Source organism: Streptomyces sp. SAS_281, assembly GCF_052542855.1.
The window spans coordinates 57,800-73,545 of sequence record NZ_JBMNDO010000032.1 but is presented as its reverse complement, the minus strand read 5'-3'; the positions used below and the strand labels follow the sequence as shown (position 1 = coordinate 73,545).

Below are 15,746 nucleotides of genomic sequence, written 5' to 3'. Positions count from 1 at the left end.
CCCCCCCCCCCCCCCCCCCCCCCCCCCCCCCCCCCCCCCCCCCCCCCCCCCGCCGCCATCACGCTGTGGCGCGACTCAGCTGAAGGAGTCGCCGCAGGCGCAGGAACCCGTGGCGTTCGGGTTGTCGATCGTGAAGCCCTGCTTCTCGATGGTGTCGACGAAGTCGACCGAGGCGCCGCCCAGGTACGGGGCGCTCATGCGGTCGGTGACGACCTTCACGCCGTCGAAGTCCTTGACGACGTCGCCGTCGAGGGAGCGCTCGTCGAAGAAGAGCTGGTAGCGCAGGCCCGAGCAGCCGCCGGGCTGGACGGCGACGCGAAGCGCCAGGTCGTCACGGCCTTCCTGCTCCAGCAGGGCCTTGACCTTGGCTGCGGCGGCGTCGGACAGGAGGATGCCGTCGCTCACGGTGGTGGTCTCGTCCGATACGGACATCTGCTTCTCTCCCGGGTTGTACGGAGACTGCTTGCCGACGTTGCAACCGTCGGGGCCGCGGATTCATTCCGGGCCGAGCGCTTGCCTGTTCCCTTCATGCTCGCACACCCGTCCTGCGAGCGGATGCGTCACATTGACGCTTTCGGCATCGTCAAAGTGACGTGAAGCGGCTATGATAGATAGCGTCAATTAGACGAAAAGGCTTTCTCCGCAGAGAAGTCCGCAGAAGAAAGGGTGCGTGACGTGACCACGGCCCACCCCGTCCAGGATCTCGATGTCCAGCCGACGCCGCTCGCCCTGCTCCTCCTGGGGCGCGACGCCGACCCCAGGAGCGAGCGCGGTGTCGAGTGCCCCGGCGACCTGCCCTCCCCGTCCGACCCGGACCTGGTGGCCCGCGCCCGCGCGGCCAAGGAGAAGCTGGGCGAGAAGGTCTTCGTCCTGGGCCACCACTACCAGCGCGACGAGGTCATCCAGTTCGCGGACGTGACCGGCGACTCCTTCAAGCTCGCCCGGGACGCCGCGGCCCGCCCGGAGGCGGAGTACATCGTCTTCTGCGGTGTGCACTTCATGGCCGAGTCGGCGGACATCCTGACCACCGATGACCAGAAGGTCGTGCTGCCGGACCTTGCGGCGGGCTGCTCGATGGCCGACATGGCCACCGCCGAGCAGGTCGCGGAGTGCTGGGACGTGCTGACCGAGGCGGGTGTCGCCGAGCAGGTCGTGCCCGTCTCGTACATGAACTCCTCCGCCGACATCAAGGCGTTCACCGGCCGGCACGGTGGCACGATCTGCACCTCGTCCAATGCGAAGCGCGCCCTGGAGTGGGCCTTCGAGCAGGGCGAGAAGGTGCTCTTCCTGCCGGACCAGCACCTGGGCCGCAACACCGCCGTGCGGGACATGGGCATGTCCCTGGAGGACTGCGTCCTCTACAACCCGCACAAGCCGAACGGCGGCCTGACCGCCGAGGAGCTGCGGAACGCGAAGATGATCCTGTGGCGCGGCCACTGCTCGGTGCACGGCCGCTTCTCGGTGGAGTCGGTCAACGACGTGCGCGAGCGCATCCCCGGCGTCAATGTGCTGGTGCACCCCGAGTGCAAGCACGAGGTCGTGGCCGCCGCGGACCACGTCGGCTCGACGGAGTACATCATCAAGGCCCTGGAGGCGGCCCCGGCCGGCTCGAAGTGGGCGATCGGCACCGAGCTGAACCTCGTCCGCCGCCTGGCGAACCGTTTCGCCCCCGAGGGCAAGGAGATCGTCTTCCTCGACAAGACGGTCTGCTTCTGCTCCACGATGAACCGCATCGACCTGCCGCACCTGGTCTGGACCCTGGAGTCCCTGGCCGAGGGCAAGGAGGTCAACCGGATCGTGGTGGACCCGGAGACGGAGAAGTACGCGAAGCTGGCGCTGGAGCGGATGCTGGCGCTGCCGTAGCGGCTGTTCGCACGGTAGATCCGGACGCGGCCGATTTTGTCCGGACCGGCCCGGAACCCCGTCCCCCGTATCTACGCTGCTGTCCTCATTCGGCAGTGCGGATACGGGGGACAGTCATATGGGGCAGCGCAGCAGGGCCGAGGACCTGGTGGTCGTCGTACCGGGAATCCTCGGCAGCACGCTCGCGGACGCGGACGGGCACGAGGTCTGGGCGGTTTCCGGGAGGGCCCTGGTGCGGGGCATCCGCACCTTCGGGAACTCGGTCAAGGGCCTGACGCTCCCGGCCGGCCTGGGCGACGAACACCCCGGCGACGGCGTACGGCCCACCGGGCTGATGTCCGATGTGCACGCGCTGCCGGGTGTGTGGAAGCCCGTGGACGGGTACAGCAGCCTGCTGAACTGGCTGGAACGGAACTTCACCCTCCAGCGCCGCCTGCCGGGCGACCCGGCCGACGCCCCCGCCAACCTGGTCGGCTTCGCCTACGACTGGCGGCTCTCCTGCCGCTACAACGCGGAGCTCCTGGCCGAGCGCGTGGACGAGGAGCTGGGCCGCTGGCGCGCCTCCCGGCCCGACCGGCGGGACGCGAAGGTGGTCTTCCTCTGCCACTCGATGGGCGGCCTGGTCACCCGGAGCTACGTCGAGCAGTGCGGGGGCGCGGAGGTCACACGTCGGGTGGTCACGCTGGGGACGCCGTACCGGGGGTCGCTGGACGCGCTGCTGTACCTGGTCAATGGGATGCGGTACGGGATCGGCCCGGTCGGCCTCGACCTCACGCCGTTCGCCCGGAGCCTGCCGTCGCTGCACCAGCTCACGCCGGACTACGCCTGCCTGGCGGCGGCCGGGGGTTCGGGGCTGCGGTACGCGCGTGAGGTCACGGGGCTGCCCGGGGTGGACGGGGAGCTGCTGCGCCAGGCGGGCCTGTTCCATGCGGATCTGCGGGCCTCGGAGGCGGGGGCGCGGTACGGGGTGGAGTACGTCCCGGTCGGCGGGGTGCGGCAGCCGACGCCGACGACCGCCGAGCTGGAGGGCGAGACGCTGCGGGCTCTGCTCACCATCGACGGGGTGGACGAGGGGGGCGACGGGCGGGTGCCCGATCTCTCCAGCCGCGCGGTGGGGGCGGGGCGGCATGCGTACACCCCGTGGGAGAAGCACGGCTCCCTCCAGAACAACAAGGGGGTCCGCCAGAGCCTCTACGCCTCGCTCACTCCGGAGCCGCCCGTGCACCGGGGCTCGGAGGACGAGGATGTGCCGCTCTCGGTGGAGGCGCCGGAGATTCTGGTGGAGGGGGAGCCTTACGAGATCCGGGCCACGGTGCCCACGGACGTGCCGGGGCACGATCGGGTCGCCGTCTTCGCGGGGGTGGAGGACGGTCCGATGCGGACGATGACGAACCGGGGTGGCGGGGTGTACACCCTCCGGATCAACGGCCTTCCGGCTGGTGGGCATCGGGTGCGGATCGGGACGCGTGTTTCGGCCAATGTCGTGATGACCGCGTTGGTGCTGGTTCTGGAGCGGGGCTGACGATGACGGGTGCGGCGGGGACGGCGCTTTGTGTGGTGTGCGGAACGTACGCGGACGCGGGTCGGTTTCCGCAGCTCCCGGAGGCCGTGGCCCAGATGGACGAGATCGTGGGGCTGCTGGAAGGGCAGGGGTACGAGACGCGGAAGGTGGGGGGGTGGCGACCCTTCGGCGGAGGCGTTTCGCACGGAGAGTGCCAGGTGGTCCCGGGGTTGGCTCGCCACGGGTGACTCCAAACCCGCTCTGATCATTTGGTCGGGGCACGCGGTGCGCGTAGACGGCCGGACCCGTCTCGTGCTCTCGGACCTGCAAGCGGACGACCCCCGGCAGTGGAAGAACGAGGTGACGCGCTCCGGCATCACCACGGACCAACTGGTCAACGAAGCGGAGGGCACCGGCGCCGAACACGTGTTGATGATCATCGATGCCTGTTACGCGGGTGGTGGCGCGGTTCCGGCCCTGGAGACGGCTCTCAAGCGCTCGGCGGAGGCGACCGCACCACCCGGGCACTCCAAATGGTTCGGATTCCTTGCGAGTTGCCGAGGCCACGAGACGTCGGACGGGAGCGGTCCGCTGCTGGCTGCTCTGGCGAAGGTGCTGAAGGAAGGTCCGGCGGGCAAGGACTACCGCTCCGCGTGGAGCGATCACAACGCTTTCGTCAGCGGCCCGGACCTGATGAAGGCCATCGCCACGCAGTGGGACGGCGAGGGCCAGACACCCGTCTCCGTGAACACCGGCGACTGGCGCCCCGCCTTCCCCAACCCCCTCCACTCCCCCGAGGCCCCGGCCCGGCTGGTGGAGCACCTGGTGCAGGCCGCACGCGGGGTCGGCCACCGGGAAGAGGGCTGGTTCTTCACCGGCCGTACGGGGGTGCTCGGCCGGATCGTGGAGTGGCTGGACGAGGACGCGCCCGGCCTGTTCCTGGTGACCGGGCCCGCCGGTTGCGGGAAGTCCGCCGTGCTGGGCCGTATCGCCACGCTCGCGGACGCGGAACAGCGGGCGCGGGCCGTCGCGAGCGGCGCACTGCGCGACGGTGACCCGGACCCGGGCGCCCGCGCGGAACGCACCTTCGCGGCGGTGCACCTGCGCGACCTGACTCCGTTGCAGGCGGCGGAACGGCTGGCCCATGCCCTAAGGTTGCCCCGGCCGCGCAGTACGGACGATTTCCGCGCGGAGGTGCGGGAGTTGTCGCCTCAGCCGGTCCTGGTCATGGACGGCCTGGACGAGGTGCCGGCCGAGCACACGCAGAGCGTGATCGAGGAGCTGGTGTTCCCGTTGAGCCGGTCGGTGCCGGTGCTGCTGGGTTCGCGGGAGCGGGTGTTCCGCAACAAGCTGGAGGACAACGAGTCGCTGGTGCAGGCACTCTCCCGGCACATCGGCGCGGGAGTCGAAGCCGTCAACCTCGAAGACGAACCGCACACGCAGGAAGACATCGGCGAGTACGTGCGGCGCCGGTGCGAAGCGGCCGGGATGGCGGAGGGCCCGGCCCGGGAGGCCGGTGCGGCGATTGCGGAGAGAGCCACGGATGTCGGCGGCGGCTTCCTGTTCGCCCGCTTGGTCACCAGCACTGTCCTGGCGCGGGCCGCGTCAGGGGAGGACGGGTCTCTGCTGACGGATCTGCCCGACTCCATCAACACCGCGTTCGAGAACGAGCTGCATGCGGTGCCCGCACGGGTGCGCAACGACGGCACGATTCTCCCCTCGGCGGCCTGGGACCTGCTGACCGCGCTTGCCTGGACGGTGGGCCAGGGGATGCCGGCGGGCGGCGTATGGGAGGCGGTAGCCGGGGCGCTGGGCGGAGGCGTCGAGTACGACGAGACCGACGTGGACTGGGCGCTGTCGGCCTTCGGCCGGTACATCGTGGAGGACGCAGAGGAGGGGCAGGCGGTGTATCGCCTGTACCACCGGGAGTTCGTGGCCCACCTCAAGCGGCGCGAGGGACCGGGCGGGGCGGCGGCGGGTGAGGTGGTGTTGCGGACGTTGCTCGACCTGCTGAAGCAGCAGGGGCGAGTGGGTGACTGGTCGGGGGTGGATCCGTATGTGACGCGGGGGCTGGTGGCGCATGCGGTGCGGTCCGGTGGGGCGGGGGTGGATGTTCTGCGGAGGGTGGCGGCCTGGGATGAGGGGTGCGGGCTGCCTTATCTGGCCGAAGGTTTGCATGAGCTGTCCCTGGTGCTGTCGGAAGCCGGACTGCGTGACGAGGCCCTGGACTGCTCGCACGAGGCGGTCGGTCTTTACCAGGAGCTGAACGCGGCCGACCCGAAAACTCACCTTTCCGACCTCGCCATGTCCCTCAACAACCTCGCCGCTCACCTCTCCGAGACCGGAGACCGCCAAGGCGCACTCGAACCCGCCCACGAATCCGTACGCCTCTACCGCACCCTCGCCCAACAACACCCCCCCGCATTCCTCCCCAACCTCGCAGCCTCCTTGCACAACCTCGCCACTCACCTCGCCGACACCGGAGACCGCCAAGGCGCACTCGAACCCGCCCACGAATCCGTACGCCTCTACCGCACCCTCGCCCAACAACACCCCCCCGCATTCCTCCCCAACCTCGCCATGTCCCTCAACAACCTCGCCAATCGCCTCGCCGAGACCGGAGACCGCCAAGGCGCACTCGAACCCGCCCACGAATCCGTACGCATCCGACGCACCCTCGCCCAACAACACCCCGCCGCATTCCTCCCCGACCTCGCAGCCTCCCTGCACAACCTCGCCACTCACCTCACTCACACCGGAGACCGCCAAGGCGCACTCGAACCCGCCCACGAATCCGTACGCCTCTACCGCACCCTCGCCCAACAACACCCCGCCGCATTCCTCCCCGACCTCGCCATGTCCCTCAACAACCTCGCCAGTCACCTCGCCGATGCCGGAGACCGCCAAGGCGCACTCGAACCCGCCCACGAATCCGTACGCCTCTACCGCACCCTCGCCCAACAACCCCCCGCCGCATTCCTCCCCGACCTCGCAGCCTCCTTGCACAACCTCGCCAATCGCCTCGCCGATATCGGAGACCGCCAAGGCGCACTCGAACCCGCCCACGAATCCGTACGCCTCTACCGCACCCTCGCCCAACAACACCCCGCCGCATTCCTCCCCAACCTCGCCATGTGCCTCAACAACCTCGCCAATCGCCTCGCCGATGCCGGAGACCGCCAAGGCGCACTCGAACCCGCCCACGAATCCGTACGCCTCTACCGCACCCTCGCCCAACAACACCCCGCCGCATTCCTCCCCAACCTCGCCATGTCCCTCAACAACCTCGCCAACCACCTCGCCGACACCGGAGACCGCCAAGGCGCACTCGAACCCGCCCACGAATCCGTACGCATCCAACGCACCCTCACCCAACAACACCCCGCCGCATTCCTCCCCGACCTCGCAGCCTCCCTACACAACCTCGCCAACTGCCTCGCCGACACCGGAGACCGCCAAGGCGCACTCGAACCCGCCCACGAATCCGTACGCATCCGACGCACCCTCGCCCAACAACACCCCGCCGCATTCCTCCCCGACCTCGCCATGTCCCTCAACAACCTCGCCACTCACCTCACTCACACCGGAGACCGCCAAGGCGCACTCGAACCCGCCCACGAATCCGTACGCATCCAACGCACCCTCACCCAACAACACCCCGCCGCATTCCTCCCCAACCTCGCCATGTCCCTCAACAACCTCGCCGCTCACCTCTCCGAGACCGGAGACCGCCAAGGCGCACTCGAACCCGCCCACGAATCCGTACGCCTCTACCGCACCCTCGCCCAACAACACCCCGCCGCATTCCTCCCCAACCTCGCCATGTCCCTCAACAACCTCGCCAATCGCCTCGCCGAGACCGGAGACCGCCATGGCGCACTCGAACCCGCCCACGAATCCGTACGCATCCGACGCACCCTCGCCCAACAACACCCCGCCGCATTCCTCCCCGACCTCGCCATGTCCCTCAACAACCTCGCCAACCACCTCGCCAACGCCGGAGAGTCTTCAGCCGCAGTTCAGGCGCACGAGCAGGTCCTCGCCGACCTCGGCGCCGAGCACCCGACAACCGGTCGAGCTCTCGCCCTCGAACGGGACAGCTTCCTGGTCCGCCGGCCGGAGTGTTCGACCCCAGTGGGGCTGCGCGGTCTCGCTCGGCTGGCGAGCACCCCAACCGCCGAAACACCGGACCACGTGACGTTTCAGGCCCGGCACGCCCTCCGCGAGTACGTGCAAGAGAGCGCTAAACGCCACGACGAACTGACAGCCATCTGGCACGACGAAACCACCGCACCGCCCCCCGCCTGGCTGACGCTCTCCCCTCAGACCCTGGACACAGTCGCCGCATGGCTGGTGACACCCACCTGGTCCGACTCACACGCCCACTGGACCGACCACGCCGAGCTCCTGAGCAGCCCCGAAGCCGCCGTAGCCCTCGCCGAGTACGCGCTCCTCGACCCCGAGGCCGCAGCCCACTACCAAGCCCTCCGCGAAGAAATCCTCACCGAAGGCGCGCCCGCCGCCTTCCGCCCCCTCATCCTCGGCGAGCAACTGTCCGACTGGACGGCCCTCACCACCTGGGACGAGTCCGAGCAGTTCCTCCGCGCTCACCCGGACCTCCTCGAACTCGACCCGCCGGACTCGGTCCCCGCCGCCCTGCTCCACGCAGCCCGCACCCACGACATCCCCACCGCCTACGCCCTCGTACGCGACCGCGCCGCCCTCCAGCAGTGCGTGCAGAACGCCCTCACCACCGGCGACGCCGAAGCCCTTCGCCACGCGGCCGCCATCGAGGACGAGGTGTACGACGACCGGCTCTCCGCCCGCACCCACCACCAGGCCGCCCTGATCCTGGCGGGCACCCCTGAAGACCCCGCCGACCTCGCCCCCCTCGTCGCCGACGCCTCGCCCGACGTACGCAACCGGCTGATCTCCGAGACCGCCGCCCTCAGCGCGGCCCACGCGCCCCAGCACGCCGCGCACTGGGTGCGGATCATTCAGGCCCTGGCCGCCACCGGGTGACCGCAGCCGTCTGCCTGATCCTGGCCGCCTCGCCCGAGGCCGGCCGGGCGCCCGCGCTGCATGAGGAGCACCGGGACGTGCAGCGCAGCGTCACGCACGCCAGGTTCGGGCACCTGTTCCGGCTCGACGTCCTTCCGGCCGCCCGGGCCGAGGACCTGGTGCAGTACCTGGCGGCCACCGTGCCGCACGTCCTGCACTTCGCGGGGCGAGGGACGCCCGACGGCGGGCCCCGCTTCGTCACCGACGACGGCGGCGCGGCGCCCGTCGCCCTGGTCGGCTTACGCGACTGCGTCGCCGACGCCGCCCCGCTCGGGCTGCGACTCGTGGTGCTCAACGCCTGCTGGACCGAGCCGTTGGCCAAGGAGATGGCCGGCCTCGTCCCCGTGGTCATCGGGTGGGAGGGGCAGGTCCCCGACGCGCACGCGTGTGCGTACGCCCGGGTCTTCTACCGCAACCTCGCCGAAGGCGACTCCGTGCTGAGCTCCCACGCCACCGCCTGCAAGCTGCTCGCGCTCATCGGGTGCACCGGCCTCCCCGTACTGCACAGCACCCCCGGCCACCTCCCCGAAGCCCACTTCCTCATCGCCGCCTCCGACCGCCCCGTCCCGCCGGGCAAGCCGCTCACGCCTCGCTGGTACCGCTCCCCGGCGCCCCCGCGCAAGCCGTGGTTTCCTCGGCCTCCGCAGGCGTGAGGAGGGCGGGGGCCAGCCGGTACCCCCGGCTCTCCGCGATCCGCAGGGCGTCCTGCAGCGACTCCGCCAGGCGGACCCCGGTGAACCTCAACTCTCGGGTGCCCACGCCCGTTTCGGACAACAGCGCCCGCGCCTCGCGCAACACGTACTGGGCCGAGTCGAGCAGGTCCGTCTCCACCTCGTCGGCCAGCCGCGACATCCGGCCGCCCGGGTCGTCGCTGCTCAGGTAGCACGGGATGCCGCTCTCGCCGACCCAGGGGAGCAGCCGCATCGCGTTCCCTTGCGCGTCGAACATCATGTCGCCTCCGCCTCCGTTCGGGGAGCGCTCTGGCCCCCGGTCGTACCCGCTGGTTACGGTGTGTGCCGCAATCGTCGCGCTGTGGCGGGTCTCCCCAACAGGGCCGCCGCGTCCCGACGTTTCACACGGGACACACGGAAGGCCCGCTCGATGACGTTCAGGTCCCAGCCGCTCTCCCCCTTCACCTCCGCGCGCCACTACTTCGGCTCGGAGCTACGCCGCCACCGCGAGCGCGCCCAGCTGTCCCTCGTACAGCTGGCGGACATCGTCAACTCCAGCAAGAGCACGCTCGCCCGGATCGAGACGGCCGAACTGATGCCCCCGCCGGACATGCCCAGCTGCCTGGACATCGCCTTCGGGACGGATCAGCACTTCACGGGGCTCTACGGGCTCGCCAAGCAGGAAATCCACCCTGACCAGTACCGGCGGTACATGAACTTCGAAGCCGAGGCAGTACTCATAGAGCAGTACGGTGCGCAAGCTCTGCCCGGACTACTTCAGACCGAGGCATACGCGCGTGAATTCCTGCGATGCCAGCGTGACTTGAGCCCTGAGCAGGTGGAGGAACGCGTAGCCGCACGGATGTCCCGGCAGGAGAGGCTGGACTCGGCCTCGGCCCCGTTCCGGTGGGCAATCATCGACGAGGCGGCGTTACGGCGGCGCATGGGGTCCCCCGCTGCCATGCACCAGCAGCTGGCTTCGTTGCTCGCACAGGCCAATACACCGAAGAGCAGCATCCAGGTCATGCCGTTCAGCGCGGGGCTCCACTACCTCATGGGCAGCGCACTGACGCTGCTCACCCTTGCCGACGGTACGAGGGTGGCGTACGAGGAAGGCATCGAGGCCGGGCACCTCTACGAGGGCAGTGAGAAGGTGGCACAGTGGCAGCGGCACTACGAGGTCCAGCGCGCCAACGCCCTCTCGCTCCCCGAGTCGGCGCAGATGATCCGGACCATCATGGAGGACTACGAACCGTGCGACACATCCCCGAGCTGAGTTCCGCCCGCTGGCGTCGCAGCAGCTACAGCAACGCCAACGGGGGCGAATGCGTCGAGATCAGCGACGACTTCCCCGGCCTCGTCCCCGTACGCGACAGCAAGAACCCCACCGGCCCGGCACTCCTCGTCAACGCCGCCGCCTGGGGCGAGTTCGTCTCGTCCCTGAAGTAGCGGGCGGCGCAACGGCCTGTCCCGCACCTGGGTGTGGGACAGGCCGTTGCGCTATCACCCGGCGACCGGAAAGAGCCGAGTTTGTCCGGACCGGCCCCTCGGCGTCCCATCCGTGCATACGCTGCTGTCCATTTCAGCGGCGTAGGTGCGGGAAGGCGGAGCGCCCGATGGCGGATGAGGCGGATGTGCTGGGCGGCGAGGCCGTGGGGACCGCGTTGTGCGTCGTGTGCGAGACGTACGCCGACGAGCGGACCTTTCCCCGGCTGGCCGGCGCGACGGCCCAGATGGAGGGGATCGCCAACCGCCTTGAGGCGCTGGGGATCGCGGTCCGTTTGGCAGGCGGCGGCAACCCGGCCTGGGCGGACTTCGACCAGGACCTCACCGCCTGGAGCGCATCCGGCGCGGGGAAGCCCGCGATCATCGTCTGGTCCGGGCACGGCGTGCTGGTGGACGACGAACTCCGGCTGGCACTCTGCGACTTGGACCTCGATGTCGAGCAGGTGACCCGGGACGCGCGCGCCCTGCGGCGCGGGGTCCCGCCCGAGACGCTGGTCAACGAGGCCGTGGCGTCGGGGGCCGACCAGATCCTGGTGATCATCGATGCCTGCCATGCCGGGGACGCCGTGGGCCGGGGACTGGAGAAGGCGCTGCGGCGCTGGGAGACCACCTCCGCGCCGCCCGGCCGGGTCCAGTGGTTCGGGATCATGACGAGCTGTCGGCGCGGTGAGACCTCGGACGGCGCCGGGCCGCTGCTCGACGCGCTGGCCGAAGTGCTGAGGGAGGGCCCGGCCACCAGCGAGTACCGCTCGGCGTGGAGCGCACACAACGCGATGGTCAGCGGCCCGGACGTGCTCGCCGCGCTCGGCGAGCGGTGGCGCGGGGAGGGCCAGACGCCGGTCCCCGCCGCCCTGGGCACCGGGCGGCCGGTCTTCCCGAACCCGCGCCATGCGCCCGGGGCGCCCGCGCGACTGGTGGAGCACCTGGTGCTCGCGGCCCGGGGCGTCGGGTTCCGCGAGGAGGGCTCGTTCTTCACGGGCCGGAAGCGGGTCCTGGGCCGGATCACCGACTGGATCGAGGCGGACGAGGCCGGGCTCTTCCTGGTGACCGGCCCGGCGGGCTGCGGCAAGTCGGCGGTGCTGGGCCGGATCGCGACGCTCACCGACCCGGAGCGGCGCGCGGAGACCGAGGCGCAGGGCGGCCTGCGCGAGGGCGACCCCGGCCCCGGCCCCGGGCACCCGCTCGCGGCGGTGCATCTGCGGGGCCTCAGTCCGCTTCAGGCCGCTGCGGAGCTGGCCCTGCGGCTCGGACTGCCGGAGCCGCGCAACACGGACGACTTCAAGGGGGAGCTGCGCGAGCTGGAGCGGCGCCCGGTGCTGGTCCTGGACGGCCTGGACGAGGTGCCCGTCGAGCATCTGCAAGCCACGATCGAGGAGCTGGTCTTCCCGCTCAGCCGGGCGGTCCCGGTCCTGCTGGGCTCGCGCGAGCGGGCGTTCCGCGCCCGGCTGGCGGACGACGGGCATCCGGACGAGACCCTGCCGGACGCGCTGGCCCGGCTGATCGGGGCGGCCGTCACCACCGCGGACCTGGAGGAGGAGCCGGACACCGAGGAGGACATCGCCGCGTATGTGCGCCGCCGGTGCGAGGCGGGCGGCTTCTCGGCGCACCGGGCGCGGGAGGCGGGTGAGGCGGTCGCCGCCCGCGCCACATCGGTCGGCGGCGGGTTCCTGTTCGCCCGGCTGGTGACGGGCTCGCTGCTGGCGGAGGGGCGGGACGCCGGGGACGACGCCTGGCAGACCGGTCTGCCGGCGTCCATCGGGGCCGCGTTCGAGGACGACCTGCGGGCGGGCCCGGTCCGGGTCCTGGCGGACGGCTCCGAACTCGCGTCCGCCGCACGCGATCTGCTGACCGCGCTGGCCTGGGCGGCCGGGCGCGGCATGCCCGCCGGGGGCGTCTGGGAGGAGGTCGCCGGGGCGCTGGGCGGCCGGGCGACGCCGTACGACGAGAGCGACGTGGACTGGGTGCTGTCCGCGTACGGGCGTTACATCGTGGAGGACGCGGAGGACGGGCAGGCGGTGTACCGGCTGTACCACCGGGAGTTCGTCTCGCACCTGGAGGCCCGGCCGGTGGCGGGCGGCGCCGAGGCCGCGGAGGTGGTGCTCGCCGCGCTCGTCGCGCATGCCGAGCGGCGCGCGGCGGACGGCGGCTGGGCGGCGGTGGACCCGTACGTGATGCGGAGGCTCGCGCGGCACGCGCGCTGGGCGGGCGCGCCGGGGATCGAGGCGCTGCGGGAGTTCGTCAAGCGGCTCGGGCCGGACGCGGTGCCGGTCCTGGGCCATGCGCTGCACGGCTACTCGGAGCAGCTGGGGCAGGAAGGGAACCCGGCCGAGGCGTTGCGGGCGGCGCAGGAGGCGGCGGACCTCTTCCGGACGTTGGAGGAGGCCGCCCCCGGGTCCCGTACGACGGAACTGGTCCGCACCCTGGTCAACGTCGCCAACCGGTGCGCCGACGTCGGGGACCGCGAGGGGTCGCTCCTCCCGGCGCGTGAGGCGGTCGCGCTCCTGCGGAGCCGCTCCGAGGCGGGCGACAGCGCATCCCTGGCCGACCTCGCGCTGGCGCTCGCCACACTCGGCAGGCGGGTCCACGAGATCGGTAATCCGGAGGGTGCGCTCGTCCTCACCGGGGACGCCGTCGTCATCTTCCGGGAGCTGTCCGAGAAGGAGCCGGCGGTTTTCCGCCCCGAGCTCGCCTCCGCGCTGAACGGCCTGGCGGTGGTGCTGATGGCACTCGGGGAGCGCCGGGCCTCCGTCTCCCCCGCGCAGGAGGCGGTGGAGATCTTCACCGACCTCGCCGCCACGCGCCCGGACGAGCACCTGGGCCCCCTCGCCTCCTCACTGGCGAGCCTGGCCCTCGCCCTCAAAGCCGTCGGACGTCACGCGGACGCGCTGCCGCAGGCGGAGAAGTCGGTCGAGGCCAACCGGAGGATGCTCAAGCGCCATCCGGCCGCCCTGCGGGCCTCCCTGGCGGGCACCCTGGCCAATCTGTCCGTGCACAGGGCCGACGTGGGCGACACCGCGAGGGCGCTGGCCCCCGCGAGGGAGTCCGTGGAGATCTGCCGGGAGCTCGCCGAGCGTCACCCGGACGCGTTCCGGCAGGAACTGGCCACGGCACTGCACAACCTCGCGGACCGGCTCTCCGCCGTCGGCGACCACGAGGGCGCGCTCGCGCCCGCGCGGGAGGCCGCGCGGGTGTTCGCCGGGCTCGCCACCGAGCACATGGAGGTCTTCCAGCCGGATCTCGCCCGGTCCGTGACGTCCCTGGCCAACAAGACCGCCGCCGCCGGGGACCGCACGTCGGCGGTGCTGCTCGCGCGCCAGGCCCTGCAGCTCCAGCGCGATCTGGCCAAGCACCGGCCGGCGGCGGCCTCCCTCCCCGGGCTGGCCGGGATGCTGAACAACCTCGCGATGCACCTGGCCGCCGACGGGGAACCGGCGGAGGCCCTGGCACACTCCGAGGAGGCGGCCGCGCTCTACGGGCGTCTCGCCGGGGAGGACCCGGAGGCGTTCCTCCCCGAGTACGCGCCGGCCCTCAACAACGTCGCCAATCACCGTGCCGTCCTGGGCGATCTGTCGGGGGCGCTCACGGCGGGCCGGGAGTCTGTCGCGATCCGCCGGGAACTCGCCGCGGCACAGCCCGCCGTCCACCGGCAGGAGCTGGCCGTCTCACTCGCCAACCTCGCCGCCCATCTGAACCCGGCCGGTGAGCCGGAGGAAGGACTGTCCGTCGCGACAGAGGCCACCGCGCTCCTGCGTGAACTCGCCCCCGACGCACCCGCCCTGCGCTCCCCGCTCGCGAGGGCCCTCGGCGCCCTGGCCACGAACCTCAACAGCACCGGCAGCCGGAAGGAAGCCCTGGCGGCGGCCGACGAAAGTGTCGTCCTGTTTCGCCGGCTCGTGGACGAGCACAGCGGAGCGCACCGTGCCGACCTGGCGCTCGCCCTGCGGAACCTCGGCAAGCTGCGGGGGATGAACGGGGACCCCGTAGGAGCCGTGAGTACGGTTCGGGAAGCGCTGCCCGTCTGCCGCGCCCTGGCCCTGGAGAACCCGCGCGCCTTCGAGGACGATCTGGTGCAGGGGCTCGGGGAGCTGGCCCGCGCGCTCGCCCGTACCGGCGACCACGCCTCGGCGGCCGAAACATACGCGACTACCGCGGCGGAGTTCGCCGAAGCCCACCCGTCGACCGCCCGGCGCATCGGCGTCGAGCGGAGCATCTTCCTGCTGGGCTGCCCCGATCCGCTGCCCTCGGAGGGCGTACGCGCACTCGTGTCGTTCCTCGGGCGGGACGCCGGTCTCGAAGCGGAGGACGGCCCGGACCTGGTGACCGTACGGGCACGGCGGGCGCTGCGCGCCCACGGCGACCGGGAGGCGGTGCGCGCCGCGTGGGAGGCGGAGACCCACGGCCCCGCGCCCGACTGGCTCTCGCTGTCCGCCGCGACGCTGGAGGCGGTGGGCGTCTGGATGTTCGCGCCCGACTGGCCCGCGTCACGTGACCTCTGGTCCCGGTACGCCGACGCGCTCGCCGGCGAGGAGGCCGCGACGGCACTCGAAGAGCTGGCGCTCCTGGACCCGGCCACCGCCCAGCAGCACGCCGCGCTCCGCGATTTCGTGCTCGACCACGGCGTGACCGCCGCCTACGATCCGCTGATCCTCTCGGGGCAGCTGGCCGAGTGGGCGCGCTGCGAGTCCTGGGCCGAGTCGCGGGCCTACCTGGAGGAGCATCCGCGCCTGCTCCAGGTCCGGCCGTCCCCGGACACCCCCCTCTCGCACGTCGCCGTCCTGGACGTCTCCCGTACGGAAGGGATGGACGCCGCCTACGCGCTGGTGGAGGACCGGGACGCGCTCCAGGCGTACGTGGACAGGGCGTTGGAGGCCGGCGACGGCACCTCACTGATGCACGCGGCCGCCATCGAGGGGCAGGTCTTCGAGGACCGGCTGTCCTCCTTCGCCCACGCGCAGGTGGGCATGGTCCTCTCGGGGGCCGTCCAGGGCATCGAACCGGAGGAGCTGGCCGAGCTGGTCCCGCGCGCCCCGGAGGAGATCCGGGGCCGGCTGGTGCGGGAGGTCGCGGGCCTCAGTGTGCGGTACGCAGAACCGTACGGGGAGCTGTGGCTCCGCATGATCAAGGCGCTCAGCGGGGCGGCCTGA

9 protein-coding genes are annotated in these 15,746 nt (G+C 71.6%); 7 read left to right on the top strand and 2 right to left on the bottom strand.

Features of this window, described 5'->3' with window-relative positions; translation table 11 throughout:
• Nucleotides 1-75 precede the first annotated feature (75 nt).
• Entirely contained in the window at nt 76-432 is a 357-nt protein-coding gene (locus tag ACN6LM_RS15135) for an iron-sulfur cluster assembly accessory protein (protein WP_018103583.1), read from the bottom strand.
• Nucleotides 433-666: 234 nt separating this feature from the next.
• Between ACN6LM_RS15135 and nadA the strand changes: the two genes are divergently transcribed.
• The 4 genes from nadA to ACN6LM_RS15115 all read left to right on the top strand — a co-directional run bounded on the left by nadA (nt 667) and on the right by ACN6LM_RS15115 (nt 9,078).
• A complete protein-coding gene (gene nadA / locus ACN6LM_RS15130; RefSeq protein ID WP_445065871.1) occupies nt 667-1,863 on the top strand; it encodes a quinolinate synthase NadA in 1,197 nt (398 codons plus the stop codon).
• A gap of 118 nt (nt 1,864-1,981) precedes the next feature.
• The gene (locus tag ACN6LM_RS15125; protein WP_445065870.1) at nt 1,982-3,385 is read left to right on the top strand and encodes a lipase/acyltransferase domain-containing protein; all 1,404 of its coding nucleotides are present in this window, start codon (nt 1,982-1,984) and stop codon (nt 3,383-3,385) included.
• Nucleotides 3,386-3,676: 291 nt separating this feature from the next.
• Nucleotides 3,677-8,386: a tetratricopeptide repeat protein gene (locus ACN6LM_RS15120; protein WP_445065869.1), complete on the top strand. Its 4,710-nt coding sequence runs from the start codon at nt 3,677-3,679 to the stop codon at nt 8,384-8,386.
• A complete protein-coding gene (locus tag ACN6LM_RS15115; RefSeq protein ID WP_445065868.1) occupies nt 8,383-9,078 on the top strand; it encodes a CHAT domain-containing protein in 696 nt (231 codons plus the stop codon). The genes ACN6LM_RS15120 and ACN6LM_RS15115 overlap by 4 nt, the downstream gene beginning before the upstream one ends.
• Here the strand turns inward: ACN6LM_RS15115 and ACN6LM_RS15110 are convergent.
• The gene (locus ACN6LM_RS15110; RefSeq protein ID WP_445065867.1) at nt 9,008-9,376 is read right to left on the bottom strand and encodes a hypothetical protein; all 369 of its coding nucleotides are present in this window, start codon (nt 9,374-9,376) and stop codon (nt 9,008-9,010) included. The genes ACN6LM_RS15115 and ACN6LM_RS15110 overlap by 71 nt on opposite strands.
• A 150-nt stretch (nt 9,377-9,526) precedes the next feature.
• On the opposite strand from ACN6LM_RS15110, the gene ACN6LM_RS15105 reads away from it, so the two are divergent.
• From ACN6LM_RS15105 to ACN6LM_RS15095, 3 genes are all read left to right on the top strand, one after another.
• Nucleotides 9,527-10,372, top strand: a complete 846-nt coding sequence (locus ACN6LM_RS15105) for a helix-turn-helix domain-containing protein (protein ID WP_445065866.1) — start codon at nt 9,527-9,529, stop codon at nt 10,370-10,372.
• Nucleotides 10,351-10,545, top strand: a complete 195-nt coding sequence (locus ACN6LM_RS15100; protein WP_445065865.1) for a DUF397 domain-containing protein — start codon at nt 10,351-10,353, stop codon at nt 10,543-10,545. The genes ACN6LM_RS15105 and ACN6LM_RS15100 overlap by 22 nt, the downstream gene beginning before the upstream one ends.
• 167 nt (nt 10,546-10,712) lie before the next feature.
• Nucleotides 10,713-15,746: a tetratricopeptide repeat protein gene (locus ACN6LM_RS15095; RefSeq protein ID WP_445065864.1), complete on the top strand. Its 5,034-nt coding sequence runs from the start codon at nt 10,713-10,715 to the stop codon at nt 15,744-15,746.